This window comes from Saccharothrix luteola (genome assembly GCF_020859565.1).
In the GTDB taxonomy this organism is placed as follows: domain Bacteria; phylum Actinomycetota; class Actinomycetes; order Mycobacteriales; family Pseudonocardiaceae; genus Actinosynnema; species Actinosynnema luteola.
Window position 1 is genome coordinate 66626 of record NZ_JAJHUO010000015.1, and the last position, 21224, is coordinate 87849.

The following is a 21224-nucleotide window of genomic DNA, read 5'->3' on the forward strand; positions in this document are numbered from 1 at the left end:
CCGCTGCTGTCCGGGGTGGATCCGCTGTCGGCGAACGCCCCGGACAGCACGGCCCGCGCGAGAGCACGATTGGGGCGTAATCGTGTAATCGACGGAGGCGCCGATGGATCCGCTGGACGCCTACTCGCAGGCCGTGATCGCGGTCGCGAAGTCGGTCACGCCGCACGTGGCCAGCGTGCGCATGCCGCGCGGCACCGGGTCGGCGGTGGTGTTCACCGACGACGGCTACCTGCTGACCAACGCGCACGTCGTCGGCAGCGGTCGGGACGGGACGGCGGTGTTCGCCGACGGTGCCGAGTCGCCGTTCACGGTCGTCGGCACCGACCCCCTCGCGGATCTCGCCGTGCTCAAGGCGTCGGAGGACGCGCCCGGCGCGGCGAAGTTCGGCGACGCCGACCACCTCCAGGTCGGCCAACTCGTCATCGCCGTCGGCAACCCGTTGGGCCTGGCCGGTTCGGTGACCGCCGGGGTGGTCAGCGCGCTGGGCCGCGCGGTGCCGGTGAGCAACGGCCGGGCGGGACGCGTGATCGAGGACGTGATCCAGACCGACGCGGCGCTCAACCCGGGCAACTCCGGCGGCGCGCTGGCCAACTCCGCAGGCGAGGTGGTCGGCATCAACACCGCGTTGGCGGGCATCGGCCTCGGCCTGGCCATCCCGGTGAACAGCACCACCCGGCGCATCCTCTCCACGCTGATGGTCGAGGGCCGGGTGCGGCGGGCCTACCTCGGCGTGATCGGCGCGCCCGCACCGCTGCCGGACGCCGTCGCCGAGCGCACCGGGCAACGCGCGGGCGTCCGGCTGGTGCAGGTCGTGCCGGGCGGTCCGGCCGAACGGGCGGGACTGCGCGACGGCGACCTGGTGCTCAGCGTGGCGCGCACGCCGGTCAGCGACGCGCAGGGCATCCAGCGGCAGCTGTTCGCCGAAGCCATCGGCCTACCGCTGCCGGTGACGGTCCTGCGCAACGGCGCGATGGTCGACGTCATCGCCACGCCCAGCGAGCTCACCACGTAACGCGATCGCGAACCGGCGGCAGACGCGCACCCGTGCGAACTCCCGCCGCGACCGCGCCTCCTCGCCCAAGTCCGCGTGCAGGACCGCCTTCACCGCGCGCAGGCCGGGGCGCGCCACCACGGCACGCGCCGGCTCGTCGGCCGACGTGTGGTGGTCGGCGAAGACGTGCGGGTGGTGGTCGCTCTCGCCGAAGCCCATGCCGCGGTACCAGCGCAGCGTCGGCGCGTCGTCACGGGTCCAGGCGTCCAGCGTGGTCGCGCCGAGCGCCAGCGCCCGGGCGCGGGCACGCGACAACAACGCGCCGCCGATGCCCCGGTGCTGGTGGTCCGGGTGCACGGCGACCGCCTCGATGGTGGCCAGCTCGCCGTCGACCGCCAGGTCGAGGATGCCGACGACCACGTCGCCGTCCACCGCCACGAGTTCCGCCCCGGAGACCTCCGGCTTCGCCACGAGCACCTTCTCGTGCAGCGCGGCGCCCAGGAACGACAACACCCGACACCGCAGCCAGGACGGTTCGTCATCGACGACGTAGTCGCGCACCTGATACCCCATCGCGACAGCCTGCCCGATCGGCATCGGGCGGGCGCACCGATTTCTCCACCGGCGGATGGCAACCATCCGTTCGCGCCGACTGGTAGTACGTGCGTCGGACGAGGCGAGGGGCCGTGGTGGGAGTACCCGAGGGGTTCGAGGAGTTCGTGGCAGGAGCGTCACCACGCCTGTTGCGCACGGCGTTCCTGTTGACCAGGGACAGAGGGCACGCCGAAGACCTGCTGCAGACGTCGCTGGCGCGGGCGTGGCGGGCCTGGCGGCGGGTGCAGGGCGACCCGGAGCCGTACGTGCGCCGGATCATCGTCAACACCTATGCCACCTGGTGGCGCCGCAAGTGGCGGGACGAACGCCCGACCGACGTGCTGCCCGAGCCCGTCGGCGCGTCCCCGGAAGCCGCCGTCGACGAGCGAGAGTGGCTGTGGCAGGCATTGGGACGCCTCCCCCGCCGGCAACGCGCCGTGGTCGTGCTGCGGTTCTACGAGGACCTGACCGAAGCACAGGCGGCACACGCCCTCGGCGTCTCCGTCGGCACGGTGAAGAGCCAGACCAGCAAGGCGCTGGCCCGGTTGCGGCTGGACGACACCATCACCCGGGAAGGGGTGCGGCGATGAACCTGACCGACCTCACCGAGGTGCTGCGCCGGCACGCCGAGCTGCCGCCCGACGCCGCGCACGGCCCGCGCATGTCCGGCATCCGGGCCAAGGTCAAGGCCTCCCGGCGGCGACGGGCAACGGCGGTGGCGGCGTCGATCGTGGCCGTGCTGGGCGTGGCCTTCGCGTTGACGGCGCCGGTCCAGCGCGAGTCGCAACCCGCCGAGCCGGAACCGGTGGTGTTCTCCGAGTACCACGAAGGCACGCGGATCGTCGCGCAGACGTCAGGCCGGGCCCCCGCGTCGACCATCGCGCTCCGGTTCGTGCCCACCACGCCCGAACCGGAGCTGTTCATCACCTGCGACCCCCACGACGACAGCAAGCAGATGTACTCCACCCTCATCGTCAACGGCGTGCCGGTCGGCGACGGCCTGACCTGCGGACTCCCGATGAAGCTCAACCTCGACTGGACGAAGCACCGCATCGGGGTCGGCGCGCCCATGACGGTCACCATGTCGGTGGGAGAACAGCTCTGGGACGAGGAGGAGCAGGGGGCGCACGCCGGCCCGATGCCGCCCGACGCGACGTTCGCCGCAGCCGTCGGTGTGCCGGTGGCGCCGGAGGACTACCCGTTCCCGCCTCGCCCGGAGACCTTGGCTCCCATCGACCCCGCGCTGGACGCGACCAACCCCGGCCAGGACAGGGTCTTCGAGCTGCGAGCCGTCCCCGGCCGGTCGAACGGCACGTGGCAGACCGCCGTGAGCCTCCCGAGCCGACCGGTCTACGTCGTGGTGGCCGTCAACACCCCGGGCCGCATCCGGGTGCTGATCAACGACGTCGAGGTGGTCGAACACGCCACGTGGACCTACCGGATCTCCCACCTGTCGGACTCCGATCAGGGGTACTGGGAGGTCGGGGTGGAACCGGGAGCCACCGTGAACATCACGGTCATCGCCGAGCGCACCAGCGGCGACTGGGCTGTGCTCCTCAAGGAGACCTGAGCGGTGGGCCGTGCGAGGATCGCGCCATGGTCATCGAGGTGCACGACGTTCCCGCGGAGAAGCACTTCGCGGCCGTGGTCGACGGCAAGCCGGCGGGCAAGGCGGTCTACATCCGCACGCCCGACCTGATCGTGTTCACCCACACGGAGGTCGACCCCGCGTTCGAGGGCAAGGGCGTCGGCAGCGCCCTCGCCCGTGCCGCGCTCGACCAGGCGCGGGCGTGGGAGCTGCCCGTGCTGCCGCTGTGCCCGTTCATCAAGGGCTACATCGAGCGGCACCGCGAGTACGTCGACGGCGTCTACCGCTCGCCGAGGACCACCGCCGTGGACTGAACCGTCAGCGGAACGACGCGGTGAAGCACGCGAGCCGGGCGCCCGCGCTGCCCGCCCGGCCGTGCTCGGTCGCGGTGGTCGGCTGCTCGTGCAGCACGATCGAGGACGGCGCGCGGTCGTCGAACGCGAACGGCACGGTGGTCTCGGCCATGCCGTGGCCCTGGCCGTCGGTGGCCAGCTCCAGCCAGATCTCGTTGTGCGGGTTGGCGTAGGCCGGGTCGACCGACGGCCGCTCGGGTGTCGCGGCGGGGTCGACCTCGTGCTGGTAGTGCGGACCGGCGTCGGTGCCGTTCTTGCCGCACGGGTCGGTGTGCGCGTGGACGGCGTAGCCGCGGTCGGGCTGGAGCAGGTCGGCGCTGAGCCGCACGGTCGTCGCGCCGTCGCCCGGGACCACTTCCAGCTCCAGCTGCGCGCCCGGCGGCGCGGCCTCGGGGTCGTAGGTGAACGCCACGTCCGCGGCCCCGACCGGGGCGAGCACACCGATCTCCCGGCTACCCACCTCCCCCTCCGACGACCTGGCGTCGTCCGGCCCCGGGTCGCCGCCGCACCCCACCGCCACGCTGAGCGCGGCCACGACGAAGGCGATGCGCATGCCGGTTCCCTCCACGCGTCCGCTGCGATCACGGCTCGACTACCCTCGCCGCTCCGGGTGAAACGGCGCGCGTGGCGGACCACTCGGCCGGGTGGTCCGGAGCTAAGCCGCCGGACGCGGGGAAACCTCGTGGTGCCACCGCGCCGCCCGACGGGAGGGCGGCGCGACCGCGACCCGAGGGGGTTCGATGTGCACCCGCACCCTGATCGCCGCCCTCGCGTGCACGGCGGCGTTCCAGGCGCCGATCGCGCACGCGGCCGACGACCCCGGCGCGTTGATCGCCTGCGGCACGACCGCGGAGGACCGCGTCACCACGCGCGAGGAGGCGCTGACGCGGTCGCAGTCCTGGCTCGACGCGCGGGTGCCCTACAGCCAGCAGGCCTGCCACGAGAACGAGCACGGCAGCTACCGCACCGACTGCTCCGGCTACGTCTCGCTGGCGTGGGGCCTGACGCACTCGCGCACCACGGTCACCCTCGGCGAGGTGGCCACCGGGATCCCGCACGCCGACCTGCGCCCGGGTGACGCGCTCATCACCTCCTACCACGCCGCGCTGTTCGTGCGCTGGGCCGACGACGCGAAGTCGGAGCCGGTCGTGCGCGAGCAGACCGGCCCCGACGGCGCGCCACCCGTGGAGCGGACGTGGACGGCGCAGACGGCAAGCGCCTACACCGCGGTCCGCTACTACCGGGTCGCGGAGGACTGACGCCTCAGCTCTGGCAGGGCGCCCCGTTCAAGGTGAACGCGGTCGGCTTGCCGTTGGAGCCCGTCCAGCTGCCGAGGAACCCGAACGACACCGAGCCGCCCGGCGCGATCATGCTGTTCCACCCCGCGTGGCGCACGCTCACCGCCGCGCCGGTCTGGGTGTGGGCGCCGCCCCACAGCTGCGTGATCCGCTGACCGTCGGGGAACGACCACGCCAGCGTCCACGCGCTGATCGCGGTGGTGCCGCGGTTGGTGATCCGGACCTCGCCCTGGAAACCGCCCTGCCACTGGCCGCCGATCGTGTAGGCGACCGCGCACGTCGCCGGCGGCACCGTCGTCGTCGTGGTGGTCGTGGTGGTCGTCGTTGTCGTCGTGGTGGTCGTCGTGGTCGTGCTGGTGGGTCCGCCGATCTTGCTCGGGTCCACGACGCCCCAGTACGCGTCCTTGGCCTGCAACCGCGTGTCGAACAGCAACGGGTGGTCCTTGCGGGTCACCGGGAAGCTGTCCAGCCACGTGTTGTCGTCCGCCAGCCCCCACACCGTCACCGAGCTGATGTGCCGCGAGTACTTCTTGTACAGCTCGAAGAAGTCCCGGTAGCGGTACGCCTGCGTGAGCAGCACCTCGGCGGGCGGCGTCGGGTAGGACTGGCTGTTGTCGGTGTAGATCGAGACGTCCATCTCGGTGATCTGCTGGTCGATCCCGAGCGGCACGAACTTGGCCAGCATCGCCTCGGTCTCCGCCAACGACGGCCACTGCACGTTGACGTGCATCTGGTGGCCCACCGCGTCGATCGGCACGCCCTCGGCGCGCAGCTTCACGATCAGGTCGTGCAGCTTGTCGCGCTTCGACGGGACGTTGGTGTTGTAGTCGTTGATCACCAGCCGGGCGTTCGGCGCGACCTCGCGGGCCACCCGGAACGCCGTGCGCAGGTAGTCCAACCCGGTGATCTCGAACCACTTGCTGCGGCGCAGGCCGTCGGCCTGGTTCTCGTCGATGACCTCGTTCACCACGTCCCACACCCCGATGTCGTCGCCGAAGTGGCCGACGACGCCGCGGATGTGGGCCTCCAACCGGGACAGCAGCAGCGCCTTGTTCTCCGGCGTCGCGGTCATGTCGTTGCCCGCCGCGTCCTTGAACACCCAGGCCGGCGTCTGCTGGTGCCACACCAGCGTGTGGCCGCGCACGGCCGCGCCGTTGGCCTTCGCCCAGGCGACGAGGGTCTCCGCGTCGGTGAAGCGGAACGCGCCCTCGGTGGGCTCGGTCGCGTCCCACTTCAACGTGTTGCCCGGCGTGATGGAGTCGAAGTGCTTCGCGAGCAGCTGCCCGTGGTTGTTGAGCAGTTCCGCGGTCCCGACCGCCGCGCCCACCGCGAAGTGGTCGGCCAGCACGTCCTTGACCGACGGGATGTCGGTCTGGATCGGCGGCAGCGGCGTGTGGGAGAGGGAGAAGTCGTCGATGTGCAGGGACGCCGTGGCGCTGCTCAGCTCGACGTACGTGCTGAGGAAGTCGACGTCGGCGGCCAACGTGTAGCTGCCGCGCAGGTTGGCCCAGCCGTCGGCGGTGACCGCGGTGTCGCCGACGACCTGGTCGTAGCTCGGGGTGCCGGCGGTGCGGCGTTCGACGGACAGCCGGGCCTGCGTCGCCGCCTCGCCCGCGGCCAGGCGCACCCACACCGACAGGTCGTAGCGGACGCCCTTCTGCGCCTTCTCCAGCAGGTTCAGCGTGGGACCCTGCCAGGACTGGTCACGTCCGGTGATCGCGAGGCTGTGCGTGCCGCCGTGGGCCACCGCGGTGCTCGGCGCGACCACCTCGCCCGCCCGGGGCGTCCAGCCTTGCGCCGTGCCGTCGTCGAACGTGCTGGAGACGACGACCACGGGTTCGTCGGCGGCTGCTCGGGGGCTCGCGTGCGCCGCCAACGTGACCAGGCCGGCCAGGACCGAGGTCGCGAGCACACCGGCGAGAACTCTCCTCATCGAGAATCCCTCTTCCGTCGGACGTGTTCTGGGAGCGCTCCCAGAACATCTCGCCCGGACTATAGGCAGGCTCGCCGACCCCCGCCCAGCCGCCGTTCAGCCCAAACGCCGTGGTCGGTCGGACCGTGGCCGGTGGTCGGCCCGACTGGTTTCGAGCGGTCGCGCGCGGCAAACCAGGGGTCGACCGCGCACCGGCCGCCAGGGGTGGAGGAAGTCGTGTTCTTCGACGAGGACGTGCCGATCCCGTTGGACGGGGTCCGCCTGGACGCCCGGCTCTCGATGCCGACCCGCCGCAGCGGCGTGGTGGTGTTCGCGCACGACGGCGGCCCCCAAGGCGACCTGCACGTGGCGCGGACGCTCCAGCGGGAGCACCTGGCCACCGTGCTGGTCGACCTGCTCCCGGGCGGGGACGGGGGCGTGGACGTGCCGGTGCTCGCCGGCCGCCTCGCCGCGGTCGTGGACTGGCTCACCGACCAACCGGCGACCAGCGGCCACCCGATCGGGTTGTTCGGCGTGGGCGGCGGGGCGGCGGTCGCGCTCGTCACGGCGGCGGAACGACCGGTCGCCGTGCGCGCCGTCGTCTGCCGCGGCGGGCGGGTGGACCTGGCCGGGGACGCGCTGACCCGGGTCCTCGCGCCGACGCTGCTGATCGTCGGCGAGCGGGACGAGGACGGTGTGGCGCGCAACCGGGAGGCCGCGCGGCGGTTGCGCTCCAGCGGGCGGCTGGAGGTCGTGCCGGGCGCGGATCACCTGTTCGAGGAGCCCGGTGCGCTGGACCAGGTGACCAGGCTGACCGCGCGGTGGTTCCACCGGCACGTCGGCAACGCACCGGTGATGCCACCGGCGTCCTGAGCCGCAGCCTGGCCGAGGACGGTCCGGCTGATGCCGGTCAGGCTCGCCCGCGGGCGGAGACGTCACGTCCTCGCACGTCGAGGGCGGCACGCAGCAGCTCGCCGGTCCCGGGCGCGGTGTCCTCCAGCGCTGCGAGCACGGCCTGCGCCAAGTGCCGGGCGCGCTCCGTGCCCGTGTCCAACCGCTGCGCCAGCTCGATCATCACCGCGTCCGGCGGCCGGTGCTCCGGGCGGCCGGGCACCAGCGCCGCTTCCTCCACCGCCGCGGGCAGCGCGGCGGCCAGCCGGTCCCGGTCCGGGGCGGTCAGGCCGTGCGCCAGCGTGGCGATCACCGCGGTCAGCGCCGCCTCCGCCGTGGCCTTGTCCAGGTCTCCGCGCCGGCCGATCGCCTCGACCAGCTCGCTGTGCTCGACCACGATGTGGATCACCCTTCCGATCGCCGCGCCCCGCCGGGGTCCACGCGCGTGTCGTCCTCGAACCGGACGGAGCCCACCACCTCGGTCACGTTGGCGTAGTCCACCGGCGGGATCGCGCGCAGCGCCCTCGCGGTGATCTCGTCGCCCCGCTCCCGCGCCGCCAGGACCAGCTCGTCCTTGCTCGCCGGGAAGTCGACCTCCTTCAGGCACTCCCGCAGCCGTTCGCGAGTGGTGTACGCGGACATCGCCACCTCCGTGCGTGCTCGCCCTCGGGCTGTCCGGGTGCCCGTGCCCGGGCGGTACCCCCGCTCGACCCCCGGAAACGTCGGGCCGGACGTGGCCACTCCCCCGGCGGGCTCGGCTCAGCCCATCGTGGCGAGCAGGTCACGGCACGCCCGCTCGCACGCCCGGCACACCTCGGCGCAGACGCGGCAGTGCTCGTGCACGTTCGCGTGCGCACCGCACTCGTCGCCGCACGACTTGCAGGCCATCGCGCACGCCTCCAGCAACGACCGGCTGATGTTCGCGTCGTAGCCGGTGTGCCGGGACAGCACGCGCGCGGTCGTGCCGCAGATGTCCGCGCAGTCCAGGTTGGTGCGCACGCACTTCGTCAGCTCCGCCACCGAGCTCTCGCTCAGGCAGGCGTCGGCGCAGGCCGTGCACGCCTCCGCGCACTCGATCAGCGCGTCGATCGTCATCGCCAGTCTGCGCCGGTCGAGGTTGATCTCCGCCGGGTAGGTCCCCAGCATCGTCATGGTGCTCACTGCGACCACTCCTCGTCCTCGGTGCACCCGTGCTCACCAGGACGTGTACCCGATCGGACCGCGGGCAACCGGCCGCGGCACGGGTCGGCGGTCGACACCGGCGAGGGGTCAGGCGGAGATCGTGGCCGCCACGATGCACGTGTCGTCCAACGGCGTGGCGGGCACCAGGCGCGAGGTCAGCGCCTCTGGCATCCGCGCCGGGTCCAGCTCCGCCGCGAACCCCCGGATCTCCTCCATCAGGCGTTCCAGGTCGTCACCGCGGACGCCGGCGGAGGGCCGCCGCTCGATCAGGCCGTCGGTGAACATCAGCACCGTGTCGCCGGGCGCCAGGAGCGTCCGCGCCGTCGCGTACACCGCTCCCCGCACCGCGCCCAGGATCGGGCCCACGGGCCGGTCGAGCCGCTGCACGTCGTTCGACCGCACCAGCAGCGGCGCGGGGTGGCCCGCTTGCGCCCACGACAGCCGGCGCGTGGTCGGCTCGAACCGGCCGACGATCGCCGACGCCAGCGTCACGCCACCACCGCCGGTCAGCATCCGGTTGAGCACGTCGAGGACACCGGCCGGGTCCGGGTTGGTCAGCGCGGCCCCGGTCAACGCGTACCGCAGCTTCGCCATCGCCGCCGCGGTCGCCAGGCCGTGGCCCGCCACGTCGCCGATCGCCAGCAGCGTGCTGCCGTCGTCGATCGGGAACGCGTGGTACCAGTCGCCGCCGACCTCCGCCCACTGCTCGGCCGCCAGGTAGCGCACGACCACCCGCATCCCCGGCAGCTCCAGCGGTCGGCTCGGCAGCGGCAGCACGGCGGAGCGGAGGTGGTCCGCCACCTGGTGCTCCTGCGCGAACTGCTCGCTGAGGTCGAACACCCGCTTCTCGGCCCGCCGCATCGCGGTCACGTCCTGCAGCACCACGTCCAACCGGACCGGCCTGCCCTCGACGTCCAGCACCGGTTCGCCGATGAACCGCCCGTTCCGGATCTGGTCGCCGGCGCGCAGGCGCAGCTCCGAGTCGGTGCCCTCGCCGCGCTCCAGCATCCGCCGCACGGCGTTCTGCAGGATCGGCAGGTCCTCGCCGACCACGGACGCCCGGATCTCGTCCAGCGACATCGGGCCGAGCGCCGGGTCGCGGTCGAAGATGACGTAGAGCTGGTCGGACCAGTCGATCTCGTTGGTCACCAGGTTCCACTCGCCCCAGCCGATGTTGCCGAGGCGCTGGACGCTGCGCAGCCGCTCCAGCTGCAACGGGTCCTCGTGCTCGTGCCAGGCCAGGATCAGGCCGTCGCCGAACTTGCCGATGGTCAACGTGTACCGGCCGTGCTGCGGCAGGCCGGGCGTGTTCTCCTCGTAGTCGAAGATGCTCACCACCTCCCGGACCCCGGTGCGGAGCACCCGGAAGTACGCCGCCCACAGCTCGGTGCCCGCGACCGTCGGGTAGCTGGTGAGGATGCTGCGCCCGACGAGCTGCCGGTACCGGCGGCCGGAGAAGTCGACCGCGTCCGGGCTGGCGGCCTCGAACCGGAAGTCCACCACCTCGCCGTCCTCGTCGTGCACCGCGCCGAGCAGCGCCACCGAGCCGGGCAGCACGTCGAGCAGGTGCTGGACCCAGAGCGTCCAGCGCCGGCCCCGCGCGGCGCCGTCCGGGCCCAGCAGCGCCAAGAGCGTGGAGCCGGCGGCGCCGATCATCACTTCCAGCTCCCACTGCTCCTCGGACGAGAAGTCGTGCTCGTCGGTCCACAGCACCCCGAACACGCCGGCGATGCGCGTCTGGTCCCGGAACGGCAGCCACGCCCGCGATCGCCACACCGTCTCCGGGTCGCCGATCAGCGTGTGCCGCCGGCGGGCCTCCTCCAGGTCGGGCAGCCACTGCGGCAGGCCGGTGCGCACCGACGCGAGGACGCCCGTGCTGAGCCGCAACGGCACCCGTTCCCACTCCAGCCGCACCTTGGCCGGCACGTTCGCGGCGGCCTCCAGCCGCGGCCCGCCGTCGGGTTCGAGCAGGTAGACCAGCACGCCGTCGCAGCCGACGTGCTCGCGGACGAGCTCGGCCAGCTCCTCGGGGTCGACCGCCGTGCCGATCGCGGCGAGCGCGACCGGCTGCGGCGTGCGTTCGGACGGCGGAGCGGGCGAGGGTTGCGGTATGTCGACCTGCCGCGGGTAGCGCGAGGAGTCGTACACCCCGTCACCGGTCGCCGGCGGCAGACCGGGCGCGGGTGGTGGCGGCGGCACGCCGAGCACGCCGGCCGCGATGACGGCCAGGTCGCTGCCCGTCGCCTGCGCCAGCCGCAGCATGTCCTCGAACGCCTCGTCGGGACGGCACGACAGCCGTTCCGCCAGGACGCCCTTGGCCTGTTCGATCACCGCCTGCCTGCGCGCAGCGGACCTCAGCCGGTCGATCTCGTCACGCTGCCGGGCGACGAGGTCGGCCAGCGCAGAACCGGTCGGATCCCGCTGCACCGCCATCGCGTCCAGCATCACCCGCCCACCCCCGCGAGGCCAGCCGAACCGACGCGGAACCGCCACCCGACACGCGTGCCGCCGACCGCGACCCGGCCACACGAACGGGTGAGGCGGAGGACACTCCGGATCGGGAACCGCCGATCACGCCGCACGCGTTGTACGGGATGGTCGGTGCGGTCCGCGTCCCCCGGGCCTCACCTCACCGCCGTCGCGGAACACCGTTCGGCTGGAGCCGCGTCGAGCCACTCGCCGAGAGGCGACCGCCGCGCCGACCCTCGAACCCGCCTCCGGTCGCCGCTCTCCCCCCAGCGCGGCCGGAGGCTGCCACACCGCCGCGTCGGTCGCGGATCCCGCAGCCGACGGTCGACAGCTCACCGATTTCCGTTCAGGCCCGGCCGATCCCGCAACCCTGTGCCACACGTCACGCTCGCGTGCTGTCACAGGACCGAGGTCCGCGGTGCCTCATGCCCGACAGCACACGGCAACAGAACGGAACGACATCGTGAGCAAGACCTGGTTCGTCACCGGCTCGTCGCGCGGCTTGGGCCGCAACTTCGTCGAGGCCGCCCTGTCGCGCGGCGACAAGGTGGCCGCGACCGCCCGGAACGCCGCCGACCTCGCCGACCTGGTCGCCACCCACGGCGACGCGGTCCTCCCGCTGGACGTGGACGTGACCGACAAGGCCGCCGTCTTCGAGGGCGTGACGCGGGCGAACGAGCACTTCGGCCGCCTCGACGTCATCGTGAACAACGCGGGCTACGCCCAGGTCGGCGCGATCGAGGAGCTGACCGAGCGGGAACTGCGCGACCAGGTGGAGACCAACCTGTTCGGCGCGGTGTGGGTCGTCCAGGCCGCGTTGCCCCACCTGCGGGCGCAGGGCTCGGGGCACATCGTCCAGTTGTCCTCGGCGGCCGGGCTCATCGCGATGCCGTTGGGCGGCGCGTACCACATGTCCAAGTGGGCGGTCGAAGGCTTCACCGAAGCCCTCGCCCAGGAAGTCGCCGAGTTCGGCATCAAGGTGACCGTGATCGAGCCCGGCGGCTTCGCCACCAGGAACGGCAAGAACCCCGACCCCTTGGCCAACGGGCACCTGGCCGAGACCAGCCCGGTCTACGACGGCCTGCGCCGCCGGCTCGCCGGCCTCGTGGCGAACCAGCCCGCCGGCGACCCGGCCGCCGCCGCCCGGGCGTTGCTCAAGATCGTCGACCTCGACCACCCGCCCCTGCGGGTGCTCTTCGGCCAGGGCTTCTACCCACTGATCAAGCAGGCCTACGCCGCCCGGCTCAAGACCTGGGAGGACTGGCAGGACCTGTCGGCGGAGGCGCACGGCAACCTCGCGGCCGACGCGACCACGGCCCGATCCTGACCGATCCCGGCCGGCGCCGGTTCCCGGTCCGCGACGACGAGCCCCGTGTCAGCGGCACCCGCGATCCGGGGAGATCACCGCCCCGGCTCCGCCGACCGCTGCGCGAGCTTCGCCTCCACCGTGGCCACCAGGTCCGGGACCGTGTGCCACTGGCTCACCTCGCGCTCGCTGATCCTGACCCCCAGTTCCTCGCCGACGGCCTCGATCAGCTCGACCACGGTCAGCGAGTCGATGTCCAGGTCGGCCAGGGTCGCCTCGGGTTTCATGTCCTCGGGGCGGATCCTGAACTGATCCGTCAGGATGGAGCCCACGATCGCCTGGGCGGAACTCATGCCGTCTCTCCCTCTGTCCTCAACAGGTAATCACCGGTCTTCGCCACGCTGTGGAGCACCTCGCGCACCCGGTCGACGTAGCAGGCGACGCTCGCGTCGGCCGTCCGCGTGGCCGGGTAGCGCGCGGTCAACCACAACCCCTCGTCGGTGCGGTGCGTCCAGATGTTCACCTTGCTGCCGCTGGTGCTCATCCGGACCAGGGGCCGGGCGTCCCACTCGGGCCAGTGCCGGATCCCCGGCACCACCCGCATGTCGGCGAACGAGATGAACGGGAACACCTCGGGCATCCGGCGCTCCAGCTCGCGCTCGATGCCGAGGAGTTCCGCGACCCTCGCGATCGGCACGCGGCTCAGGCGCAGCGCGGTCCTCGCGGACTCGTGCGCGCCCGGCACCACGTCGAGGAAGCCGTCCGCCGCGCCGAGGTCGATCTCGATCGGACCCACGCCGATGTACCACCCCATCGAACGCAGCCACTCCCGCCTGGTGCGGGTGGTCGCGGGCATCACCGTCCGGTAGACCTGCTCGCCCGTGATCTGGTGGGCGACGATCGCCAGCGCGGACAGCAGTCCGGCGAGGAACCCGCCGCCCACCTCCCGGCACGCTTCCTCCACCGCGTCGGCTTCGAGCACGTCCAGCAGCAGCACGTCCTGCTTCGCGTGCGGCAGCACTTCCCCTTCCGCGACACCGAGGTCGAGCGGGAACCGCAGCAGCCGGTCGCCTCCGGCCTCGATGAACCGGGCCCAGTGCCCGACGGCCGGGTGGTCGGCGTCGACCTCCCGGGCGGCGGTGCGCTCCGCCACGCCGTAGTCCACGTAGCTGCCGACCCCGCCGTGCTCGACCGGGCGGCCGGCGGCCACGGCGGCGTACAGGTCCTGCCACTCGCCGACGGCGGTCATGATGGAGAACCCGTCGGTGTGCGCGTGGTCCATCCCCACGACCACCGTGGTGGACTCCGCGCGCTCCACGGTCTCCACCACGTAGCTGGGCCAGCTGAACGCGCCCGTCGCGTCGTCGATGCGCTGCTGGAGGCAGGCGCGGAGGTCGTCATCGCTCGTGAAGTCGCCGACGACCCGGTCCTCGACGGACACCGCGGCGGGGTCGACGGTGATGCGCTCCGCCGTGGTGCCCACCACGCGGAACCCGCTGCGCAACGTCTCGTGCCGCTCGACCCACGTCCGCACCGTCTCGCGGAACGCCTCGACGTCCAGCGTTCCGGCGAGCTCGAACCTGAACCCCATCCACTGTGGGACCCCGGCGCCGCGCTCGGCGAGCGCGGTGACGAACTTCAGGTGCCATTCCTGGTTGTACGACAGGGGTGTGCCGCGCTCGACCGAACGTGCCGCTTCCCGAAAGGGCGCATCATCCAGCGACCACTCCCTGAGCCGACCAGGACGCACGCGGTACTCAGCGAGCGTCGTCATCAGCATGCCCTTGATCAGCTCCCTCTGGTGGCCGGTGAAGGGCACAGCCTTCACCCTGGGCCTGTGGGCGTCGATCCCTCGCGAGCGTGAAGGGCTTGCACGTTCGAGTGATCACAATCGGTGACGCCGCGGTGGGCCGCCAGTCCACGCCCAAGTACTGCCGCGCGTCAGCTGTACGCCTTCGCCTGGAGCGCGAACAACTCCGCGTAGAGGCCCCCGCAGGCGGTGAGCGCGGCGTGGTCGCCGGTTTCCACCACCCGACCGCCGCCGACGACGATGATCAGGTCGGCCGTGCGCACGGTGGAGAACCGGTGGGAGACGAAGACGGTGATCCCGCCGGTTCGGCCGGCCACCCGTTTCGCGTGCTCGGCGTACCGCTGGAACAGGACGTGCTCGGCCTCGGGGTCCAATGCGGACGTCGGCTCGTCGAGGACGAGGAGCAGCGGGGCCTCCCGCATCATGGCCCGGCCCAGCGCCAGCTTCTGCCACTGGCCCCCGGACAGCTCGGCGCCGTCGGCGTAGCTCTTGCCCAGCCGGGTGCGCAGTCCCTCGGGCAGGTCGTCCAGCACGCCGGTGGCGTCGGCGCGCCCCATGGCCGCGCGGACGGCCGGTTCCGACGACACCCGGGCCAGGTCGCCGAGGCCGACCACCTGCTGGGCCGTGAACTCGTACCGGACGAAGTCCTGGAAACCGGCGGCGATCCGCGTGCGCCACTCGTCGAGCGGCATGTCGTGCAGGTCCGCGCCGTCGACCAGGATCCGCCCCTCGGACGGCCGGTAGAACCCGCAGAGCAACTTGACCAGGGTCGACTTGCCCGCGCCGTTCTCGCCGACGATCGCGACGGTGGCGCCGGCCGGCAGGTGGAGGTCGACGTCGCGCAGCACGGGCACGTCGGCGCCCGGATAGCTGAACGCCACCCCGGCGAGGTCGATCCCGTCGTGCAGCCGCCGCGGCGGCGAGTGGCGGGGTGGAGCCGGATCGGCGCCGGTCACCGACGCGGAGACCTCGGTGAGCCGCCGGTAGGCGCCCGCCATCCGCTGCAAGTCCTGCAGGAGGGTGACGGCGGTGGCGACCTGCTGGTTGACCTGGGCGGCGAGCACGATCACCAGCACGACGTCGCCGACGCCGCGCCGTCCGGCTATCGCGTCGCGCACCACGAGCAGCACGCCCGCGACGTACGCGAGCGCGAAGACGACCTGCCCCGCCGCGCGTGCGCACGTCGCGATCAGGTGCGCGCGCCACAGCCCTCGCGTCGCCCGCGCCCACAGCCGGCCGTGCCGGGCGCGCAGCTCGTCCCGCACCCCGGACACCCTGAGCTCGCCGGCCAGGCGGGCGGACGTGGCCAGGTGGAACAGGTTGAGCGCGGTCCGGGTCGACTCGGCGGTCGCCGTCCGGGCGCGGTCGAGCACCCGCTCGGCCAGGCGACCGGCGAGCAGGGGCGGCACCGCGGCGACGGGCAGCAGCAACAGCAGCGGGTTCTGCACGGCCAGCAGGACCGCGGTGAGCGCCACCGCGAGGACGAGGCCGACACCGTTGAGCAGCGCTTCGAGACCGGTCCGGAACTGCCTGCCCTCCTGCCGCAGCACGGTCCACGTGTCGGCGTGCTCGGCCCGCTCGTGGTGCTCGATGCCGGCCGAGCCGTTCGAGACCTCGATCACGCGCTCGTCGAAGTCCAGCTCCGCCAGCTCGGAGAGCTCGTAGTAGGCCAGGTGGGCGAAGTGCGCGAGGGCCAGCACCATCACCGCCAGCACGGCCACCGCCACGCCCGCGAGCACCGCGAGCACCGCCGCGCCCGCGACGACCTCGCGGGTCATCCACCCGAGGGCGGCGGCCAGCAGCGGGGCGGCGACGGCGCCGGCCGTCATCAGGACCACCGCCAGCGCGGTCTTGCGCGGGTTCAACCGCCAGGCGGTGGCGATCATGGTCCACGCGCCCGTCAGGAGGACCTTCACCCGGCCGCTCCCCCGACCGCGGCGTCCGCCGCGCCGACGAACCGGTCGGCCTGCAACCGGAACAGCTCCGCGTAGCGCCCGTCGAGGGCCAGCAGGTCCGCGTGGGCGCCCTGCTCCGCGACCCGGCCGTGCTCCAGGACGACGATGTGGTCGGCGTGCCGCACGGTCGAGAACCGGTGGGAGATCAGCAGGGTGGTCGCGCCGGCGGCCAGGCCGGCGAACTCCTCGAAGAACCCGGTCTCCGCGCGCACGTCCAGGCTCGCGGTCGGTTCGTCCAGCACCACGACCCGCGCGCCGTGGCGCAGCGCGAACAACGCCCGCGCCAGCGCGACGCGCTGCCACTGGCCGCCGGACAGCTCGGCCCCGTCGGTGAGGTGCCGTGCCAGGGGCGTGTCCAGCCCGCGGGGCAGGCGGTCCACGGCTTCGGTGAGGCCGACCGAGTCGAGCACCTCGCGGATCGCCTCCCGGTCGTCCAGGAAGCCGACGGCGCCCAGCCCGACGTTGTCGGCGACGGACGACTCGTACCGCACGAAGTCCTGGAAGATCACGCTGAGCCGGGCGCGCCACTCGTCGACGGGGAACGCGCGGAGGTCGACGCCGTCCAGCGTGACCCGGCCCGAGGTCGGCTCGTACAGCCGGGCGAGCAGCTTGACCAGGGTGGTCTTGCCGGCGCCGTTCACGCCGACGATGGCCGTGCAGCGGCCGACCGGGATCGTCAGGTCCAGGCCGTCGAAGACCGCGCGCCGCTGCCCGGGGTAGCGGAAGCCGACCCGCTCGAACCGGATGGAACCGACCGGCTCGGGCACCGTCGCCCGCCGCACGGGCGCGGGCTCTTCCTCGTGCGCGTCGACGTGCTCGGCGAACTGGCGCACGGCGTCGTAGGCCCTCATGCCGATCGCGGTCGGCAGGTCCGCCTCCGGGTAGTGCTCGGCCAGCCGCAGCAGGCCGAGGGTCGCGGTCGCGACGAGGACGAATTCGGTGAGCGTCATCTCGTGCGCCGTCGCGCCCACCACCGCGAAGACCGCGCCGGTGACCGCGAGGGCCGCGACCGAGAACCGGACGAACGGCCACAGGTAGATGCGGCGGCGTTCGGCCCAGAGGGGTTCGAGGAAGCGGAAGTGGGTGTCGCGCAGGCGTTGCCGCAACCAGCCGGCCAGGCCGAAGACCCGGATCTCCTTGCCCGCGGCGGCTCCGCCGGCCAGCTCGCGCAGGTAGTCGATCTCCCGCTGGTCGGCGGCGAGCAGGGACCGGGTCCTGGCGTACCGGCGCAGCCCGCCGCGCTGGCCGTGGCGGAACAGCAGCACGATGACGACCAGCGCCGCCGCGGCCGGCCACGCGAACACCGCACCCACCGCGACCGCGCAGCCGACGAGCTCGGTGTACCGCGCGATCAGCGCGAGCAGCCCGGTGGCCGCCCGACCGGGGCTCTGCACGCCGAACTCCACCTCCCGCGCGGCGGTGCGCAGCGCGTCGAGCGCCTGCTGGTCCTCGAGCGGGCCGAGGCCGGGGCTGCGCAGCGACGCGGCCATCAGCTCGTCGAACACCGCGCCGTCGATCCGGCGCGTCACCAGCTCGCCCAGGGCGCGCTCCACCGGGGACAGCAGCTGCCGGGCGACGAACGCGCCCGCCGCGACGCCGAACACCGCGACCAGCGAGTCCCACGCGCCGGAGTCGAGCCCCGCGGCCACGGCCGCCGGCACCCGTCCGAGCACCATGGCCGTCGCCACCGTGAACACGACCGGGAGGCAGCCGAGCAGCAGGTCCACCCCGACCAGCGCGGCGACCAGCGGGCGGCCGGCGCGGGGAAGCAGGCGGACGATCTCCCGTCGTGCGGCGAACTGCTCCCGCGCGACGTCCCACATGCCGGCCACCTACCCGGCGGTCGGGTGGTCGGCGCAGCGGGGCAGGCCGCGTTCCGCGATGACCTCGTTGAAGTCCGCGAAGCGGATCCGGGGTTCCTCGATCAGCATCCGGGTGATCGGCGTCCGGTACTTCTCCGCGATGTAGCGGTAGTTCTCCAGGGCGGACGTGGTGTTGGCGCCCTGGTCCTTCTCGTGCGGGTAGTGGATGGCGCTCGCCGCCCGGTCGACGGCGAACCTGGCGCCGTCGCGGTGCAGCCGGTAGGCGAGGTCCAGGTCCTCACCGCCCCACTGCCGGAGCTCCTCGTCGTACATGCCGACCGCGCGCACCTGCTCCGTCCACGCCGACGCGTGGCAGGTCCAGTACATCAGCCACGGCGCGGGCAGGTGGCCGAAGTCGTCGGAGTACCGGGCGTAGAACGGCTCGCGCACGTCCGGCCACGCCCGCGTGCGCTCCAGGGACGCGATGGAGCCGTCGACGTCCTCGACGTCGACGACCTTGCGGATCAGCTGGGCGTCCTCGTTGTCGAGGTTGAAGCAGTACACGTACCCGTTCAGCGCCAACGGTTCCTCGGACGCCTCGTGGCGGGCCGCGTGCGCGCCCAGGCTCCCGGAGTGCAGCAGCACCCCGGAGTCGACGAAGACGCACACCTCGCCGGTCGCCTGCCGGATCCCGATGTTCCGGGCCGCGGACAGCCGGTACCCCTCGTCGGGCTGGTAGAAGTACCGCAGGTCCAACCGGTCCTCGAACCCGCGCACCACCGCCTCGGTGTCGTCGGTGGAACCGTCGTCGACGACCAGCACCTCGAACCGGTCGCGGGACAGGTCCTGCTTGGCGAGCGAGTCGAGCGTCAGTTCCAGCAACCGCCTCCGGTTGTAGGTCGGGACGATGACCGTGCAGCGTAACGAGCTACCCACGAGAGGCTCTCCTTGTCGAGGTCCCGCCCCGTACGACGAGGGCAGGGGATCCGACGGGCCCATGAGGGAGATCCGCTCTCCTGGGTGAATCCCCGCCGATCACCGCGCAAGTCTGCCGAGCCGCGCGAGCGCCGGTCAACACCGCGCACGAAGTCCCGCCGGCCCCGGCTCGCACCGCCTACCGGTCGTGCTGTCGGCGCACCATCTCGGCGATCCAGGTGGGCGCGAACGGCGAGGTGCAGTTCGGCGGGGTCGGGTAGTCCTTGAGCACCTCCAGGCGCTCGCCGATGTCGATCGCGCGGGCGCGGTGGTCGGGGTGGTCGATCCCGATCCGGGCCAGGCAGTGGTTCATCGCCCACTGCAGCCGGTCGGGCGCGTCGCGCATCCCGGCCTCGATGACGTCGAGCAGCCTGTCGAGGTCGAGGCCCTCGGGCTTCTTGGCCACGCGTTCGGTGGTCAGGGCCCAGCCGGCGCTCGCGACCACCGGGTCCGGGTCGGCGGACCAGGCCAGGCGCAGCTCCTCGGCGGACGGGTGCTTCTTCACCACGTAGTTCACGAGCCAGTCGTGCACCTTGGGGGTGCGCGCCTCGCGCAACATGGCGTCCAGCTCGTCGCGCTCGAACGCCTTCGGGCGGCAGATCAGGATCGCCAGCAGCCGCGCCGCGGTGTCGGCCGTCTCCCACAGCCGGCGCGCGAGGTCCTGCTGGGTCTTCAGCCGCTTCGCGAGCGCGCGCAGCTTGCCGAGGTTCACGCCGTGGTCGTCGCCGTGCTTCTCGTTCACCTCGCGGGCCCGCGGGTCTTCGAGCGCGGACAGCTCGGCCATCACCTCGGCCACCGTCGTCGCGTCCATCTCAGCCTCCGGTCCGCTCGTCCGCGGGTCAGCCTACGAGGTGGCGGGCGTCTTGGCCGGTAGCGGCCGGCGGGCGACCGCACCGGTGGCCGGCGACCTACGGTCGGCGCATGATCGCTCTCACCGCCCGTCGGGTTCTCGCTTCGCTGCCGGTGGTCCTGCTGGGCGCGTGCGGGACCGTGCAAGCCCCCGCCGCGGCTCCGTCGTCGGTCGCGACCACGACGACTTCGTCCACCGCCCGTCCGACCACCACCACTGCGACCGAGGTCCCGGGCCCACCGCCCACCGCCGCCGACGGCACGGACCTCGCCGCGTGCGCGGACGGCATCTGCGAGGTCGTGGTCAAGACCGGTGACGTGCTGCACGTTCCCGTCGGCCCGCTGACGGTCGTGGTCGGCGGCGGTCAGGCCGGGGTGCGGCCCGATCCGTCGAGCGGCATGACCGGCCTGCTGGCGGGCCCTCCGGGCTGGGTGGGCATGTTCAACAACCAGGCGTTCACCGTCGGGGTGGTGCAGGGCGAGCAGGCCGTGCTGAAGCTGGGCCCGCGATGATCGCGCGGCTCGGCATCGCGCTCGGCGTCGTCCTGGGTGGCGTGGTCGGAGCCGTGGCCGGGGCGCGGGTCGAGTCCTGGACGGGCGGTCTCGTGGGCGCGTACGCCGGGGTCCTGTGCGGGATGTGCGTCATCGGCGGCCTGGTCGGCGTCATCGACCGTGACCTCGACCGGGCATCACGCGCGGAGGCGGTCGTGATGCTGGCCTTCGGCCTGGTCGGCGCGGCCGGCGCGGTGACCGGGTACTGGCTCGTCAGCACCCATGACATCCCCCGGTTCACGCCGCTGGCGGGCTTCTTCGTCGGCTTGGTCCTGCCGGGCGCGATCGCGGGCCTCGCCGTCCTCGGCATCCTCGGCGCCGACCGGGCACAGCCCGAGATCCTCGTGCTCCTGACGGCCGCTGCCGCGGGCGACGGCGTCGGCGCCTGGCTCGGCACGGTGTTCGGCGCGCCGGTGCTGGTCGCGATCGGGCTCGTCGTCGGCGGTGCTCTGGGCGCCGGAGTGGCCCACGCGTTCAACGTCGCCGCCCACGAGGCCTTCCCCAGCTCTCGCGACATCGTCGACCGGCACCACGGCGACCACGACCCGTGGTGAGCCATCCCCTTGGTCACGCCTTCAGGGAGACGGCCGAACAGGTGATTCTCCGCGGCCTCGTCCGGGCGAGGCCCAGGCGACCAGGAGGTCGTTCGGGCTGGTCCAGTGCCGTAGAACCGCAGGCGTACAAGGCTTTTCGTCGG

General features: G+C 72.9%; 22 protein-coding genes. 9 read left to right on the top strand and 13 right to left on the bottom strand.

Annotation, left to right across the window (positions count from 1 at the left end; all coding sequences use genetic code 11):
- The first annotated feature begins 103 nt into the window (after positions 1 to 103).
- Entirely contained in the window at positions 104 to 1012 is a 909-nt protein-coding gene (locus tag LNK82_RS21410) for a S1C family serine protease (protein WP_230568811.1), read from the top strand.
- On the opposite strand, the gene LNK82_RS21415 is transcribed toward LNK82_RS21410, so the two are convergent.
- Positions 935 to 1564 carry a GNAT family N-acetyltransferase gene (locus LNK82_RS21415; RefSeq protein ID WP_230568812.1) on the bottom strand — a complete coding sequence of 210 codons (630 nt, stop codon included), beginning with the start codon at positions 1562 to 1564 and terminating at the stop codon, positions 935 to 937. The two genes, LNK82_RS21410 and LNK82_RS21415, sit on opposite strands and share 78 nt — an antisense overlap.
- Positions 1565 to 1680: 116 nt before the next feature.
- On the opposite strand from LNK82_RS21415, the gene LNK82_RS21420 reads away from it, so the two are divergent.
- Genes LNK82_RS21420 through LNK82_RS21430 form a run of 3 tightly spaced genes read left to right on the top strand, consistent with a single transcriptional unit; the run spans position 1681 to position 3487 of the window.
- On the top strand, positions 1681 to 2175 hold the full coding sequence (locus LNK82_RS21420; RefSeq protein WP_230568813.1) for a SigE family RNA polymerase sigma factor: 495 nt from the start codon (positions 1681 to 1683) through the stop codon (positions 2173 to 2175).
- Entirely contained in the window at positions 2172 to 3155 is a 984-nt protein-coding gene (locus tag LNK82_RS21425; protein WP_230568814.1) for a hypothetical protein, read from the top strand. Before LNK82_RS21420 ends, LNK82_RS21425 begins: the two co-directional genes overlap by 4 nt.
- 26 nt (positions 3156 to 3181) lie before the next feature.
- Positions 3182 to 3487 (top strand): GNAT family N-acetyltransferase, encoded by a 306-nt coding sequence (locus LNK82_RS21430; RefSeq protein ID WP_230568815.1) that lies wholly within the window; start codon positions 3182 to 3184, stop codon positions 3485 to 3487.
- 4 nt (positions 3488 to 3491) lie between these two features.
- Here the strand turns inward: LNK82_RS21430 and LNK82_RS21435 are convergent, their stop codons facing one another.
- On the bottom strand, positions 3492 to 4079 hold the full coding sequence (locus LNK82_RS21435; protein ID WP_230568816.1) for a superoxide dismutase: 588 nt from the start codon (positions 4077 to 4079) through the stop codon (positions 3492 to 3494).
- 187 nt (positions 4080 to 4266) lie between these two features.
- Between LNK82_RS21435 and LNK82_RS21440 the strand changes: the two genes are divergently transcribed.
- The gene (locus tag LNK82_RS21440) at positions 4267 to 4785 is read left to right on the top strand and encodes a hypothetical protein (protein WP_230568817.1); all 519 of its coding nucleotides are present in this window, start codon (positions 4267 to 4269) and stop codon (positions 4783 to 4785) included.
- 4 nt (positions 4786 to 4789) lie between these two features.
- Here the strand turns inward: LNK82_RS21440 and LNK82_RS21445 are convergent, their stop codons facing one another.
- Positions 4790 to 6757 (bottom strand): endo-1,4-beta-xylanase, encoded by a 1968-nt coding sequence (locus tag LNK82_RS21445; protein WP_230568818.1) that lies wholly within the window; start codon positions 6755 to 6757, stop codon positions 4790 to 4792.
- A 216-nt stretch (positions 6758 to 6973) separates the two neighbouring features.
- Between LNK82_RS21445 and LNK82_RS21450 the strand changes: the two genes are divergently transcribed.
- Positions 6974 to 7609 carry a dienelactone hydrolase family protein gene (locus LNK82_RS21450; protein ID WP_230568819.1) on the top strand — a complete coding sequence of 212 codons (636 nt, stop codon included), beginning with the start codon at positions 6974 to 6976 and terminating at the stop codon, positions 7607 to 7609.
- 37 nt (positions 7610 to 7646) lie between these two features.
- On the opposite strand, the gene LNK82_RS21455 is transcribed toward LNK82_RS21450, so the two are convergent.
- The 4 genes from LNK82_RS21455 to LNK82_RS21470 form a co-directional block, all read right to left on the bottom strand.
- Positions 7647 to 8036, bottom strand: coding sequence for a DUF2267 domain-containing protein (locus LNK82_RS21455; protein ID WP_230568820.1), 390 nt, complete (start codon positions 8034 to 8036; stop codon positions 7647 to 7649).
- Complete coding sequence (locus LNK82_RS21460; RefSeq protein ID WP_230568821.1) at positions 8033 to 8269, bottom strand: DUF2795 domain-containing protein; 237 nt, start codon at positions 8267 to 8269, stop codon at positions 8033 to 8035. The genes LNK82_RS21455 and LNK82_RS21460 overlap by 4 nt, the downstream gene beginning before the upstream one ends.
- Before the next feature lie 117 nt (positions 8270 to 8386).
- Positions 8387 to 8779 carry a four-helix bundle copper-binding protein gene (locus LNK82_RS21465; RefSeq protein ID WP_230568949.1) on the bottom strand — a complete coding sequence of 131 codons (393 nt, stop codon included), beginning with the start codon at positions 8777 to 8779 and terminating at the stop codon, positions 8387 to 8389.
- 117 nt (positions 8780 to 8896) lie between these two features.
- Entirely contained in the window at positions 8897 to 11254 is a 2358-nt protein-coding gene (locus LNK82_RS21470) for a SpoIIE family protein phosphatase (RefSeq protein ID WP_230568822.1), read from the bottom strand.
- Between the two features lie 487 nt (positions 11255 to 11741).
- On the opposite strand from LNK82_RS21470, the gene LNK82_RS21475 reads away from it, so the two are divergent.
- A complete protein-coding gene (locus tag LNK82_RS21475) occupies positions 11742 to 12605 on the top strand; it encodes an SDR family NAD(P)-dependent oxidoreductase (protein ID WP_230568823.1) in 864 nt (287 codons plus the stop codon).
- 74 nt (positions 12606 to 12679) lie between these two features.
- Here the strand turns inward: LNK82_RS21475 and LNK82_RS21480 are convergent, their stop codons facing one another.
- The 6 genes from LNK82_RS21480 to LNK82_RS21505 form a co-directional block, all read right to left on the bottom strand.
- A complete protein-coding gene (locus LNK82_RS21480; protein WP_230568824.1) occupies positions 12680 to 12937 on the bottom strand; it encodes an acyl carrier protein in 258 nt (85 codons plus the stop codon).
- Complete coding sequence (locus tag LNK82_RS21485) at positions 12934 to 14412, bottom strand: condensation domain-containing protein (RefSeq protein ID WP_230568825.1); 1479 nt, start codon at positions 14410 to 14412, stop codon at positions 12934 to 12936. Before LNK82_RS21485 ends, LNK82_RS21480 begins: the two co-directional genes overlap by 4 nt.
- A 113-nt stretch (positions 14413 to 14525) precedes the next feature.
- The gene (locus tag LNK82_RS21490; protein ID WP_230568826.1) at positions 14526 to 16310 is read right to left on the bottom strand and encodes an ABC transporter ATP-binding protein; all 1785 of its coding nucleotides are present in this window, start codon (positions 16308 to 16310) and stop codon (positions 14526 to 14528) included.
- Complete coding sequence (locus LNK82_RS21495) at positions 16307 to 18172, bottom strand: ABC transporter ATP-binding protein (protein WP_230568827.1); 1866 nt, start codon at positions 18170 to 18172, stop codon at positions 16307 to 16309. The genes LNK82_RS21490 and LNK82_RS21495 overlap by 4 nt, the downstream gene beginning before the upstream one ends.
- A 9-nt stretch (positions 18173 to 18181) precedes the next feature.
- Positions 18182 to 19087 (bottom strand): glycosyltransferase, encoded by a 906-nt coding sequence (locus LNK82_RS21500; RefSeq protein ID WP_230568828.1) that lies wholly within the window; start codon positions 19085 to 19087, stop codon positions 18182 to 18184.
- A gap of 178 nt (positions 19088 to 19265) precedes the next feature.
- A complete protein-coding gene (locus LNK82_RS21505) occupies positions 19266 to 19937 on the bottom strand; it encodes a DNA alkylation repair protein (protein ID WP_230568829.1) in 672 nt (223 codons plus the stop codon).
- 110 nt (positions 19938 to 20047) lie between these two features.
- Here LNK82_RS21505 and LNK82_RS21510 point away from each other — a divergent pair, with 110 nt between their 5' ends.
- Both LNK82_RS21510 and LNK82_RS21515 read left to right on the top strand, forming a co-directional pair.
- Entirely contained in the window at positions 20048 to 20488 is a 441-nt protein-coding gene (locus LNK82_RS21510; RefSeq protein ID WP_230568830.1) for a hypothetical protein, read from the top strand.
- The gene (locus LNK82_RS21515; protein WP_230568831.1) at positions 20485 to 21081 is read left to right on the top strand and encodes a hypothetical protein; all 597 of its coding nucleotides are present in this window, start codon (positions 20485 to 20487) and stop codon (positions 21079 to 21081) included. Before LNK82_RS21510 ends, LNK82_RS21515 begins: the two co-directional genes overlap by 4 nt.
- Positions 21082 to 21224: the final 143 nt, after the last annotated feature.

Coding starts and splice junctions, on each gene's coding strand:
- LNK82_RS21435 (WP_230568816.1), bottom strand. CDS start 4,079: ATGCGCATCGCCTTCGTCGTGGCCGCGCTCAGCGTGGCGGTGGGGTGC.
- LNK82_RS21505 (WP_230568829.1), bottom strand. CDS start 19,937: ATGGACGCGACGACGGTGGCCGAGGTGATGGCCGAGCTGTCCGCGCTC.
- LNK82_RS21480 (WP_230568824.1), bottom strand. CDS start 12,937: ATGAGTTCCGCCCAGGCGATCGTGGGCTCCATCCTGACGGATCAGTTC.
- LNK82_RS21425 (WP_230568814.1), top strand. CDS start 2,172: ATGAACCTGACCGACCTCACCGAGGTGCTGCGCCGGCACGCCGAGCTG.
- LNK82_RS21470 (WP_230568822.1), bottom strand. CDS start 11,254: ATGCTGGACGCGATGGCGGTGCAGCGGGATCCGACCGGTTCTGCGCTG.
- LNK82_RS21460 (WP_230568821.1), bottom strand. CDS start 8,269: ATGTCCGCGTACACCACTCGCGAACGGCTGCGGGAGTGCCTGAAGGAG.
- LNK82_RS21495 (WP_230568827.1), bottom strand. CDS start 18,172: ATGTGGGACGTCGCGCGGGAGCAGTTCGCCGCACGACGGGAGATCGTC.
- LNK82_RS21440 (WP_230568817.1), top strand. CDS start 4,267: ATGTGCACCCGCACCCTGATCGCCGCCCTCGCGTGCACGGCGGCGTTC.
- LNK82_RS21465 (WP_230568949.1), bottom strand. CDS start 8,779: ATGACGATGCTGGGGACCTACCCGGCGGAGATCAACCTCGACCGGCGC.
- LNK82_RS21445 (WP_230568818.1), bottom strand. CDS start 6,757: ATGAGGAGAGTTCTCGCCGGTGTGCTCGCGACCTCGGTCCTGGCCGGC.
- LNK82_RS21430 (WP_230568815.1), top strand. CDS start 3,182: ATGGTCATCGAGGTGCACGACGTTCCCGCGGAGAAGCACTTCGCGGCC.
- LNK82_RS21415 (WP_230568812.1), bottom strand. CDS start 1,564: ATGGGGTATCAGGTGCGCGACTACGTCGTCGATGACGAACCGTCCTGG.
- LNK82_RS21410 (WP_230568811.1), top strand. CDS start 104: ATGGATCCGCTGGACGCCTACTCGCAGGCCGTGATCGCGGTCGCGAAG.
- LNK82_RS21515 (WP_230568831.1), top strand. CDS start 20,485: ATGATCGCGCGGCTCGGCATCGCGCTCGGCGTCGTCCTGGGTGGCGTG.
- LNK82_RS21510 (WP_230568830.1), top strand. CDS start 20,048: ATGATCGCTCTCACCGCCCGTCGGGTTCTCGCTTCGCTGCCGGTGGTC.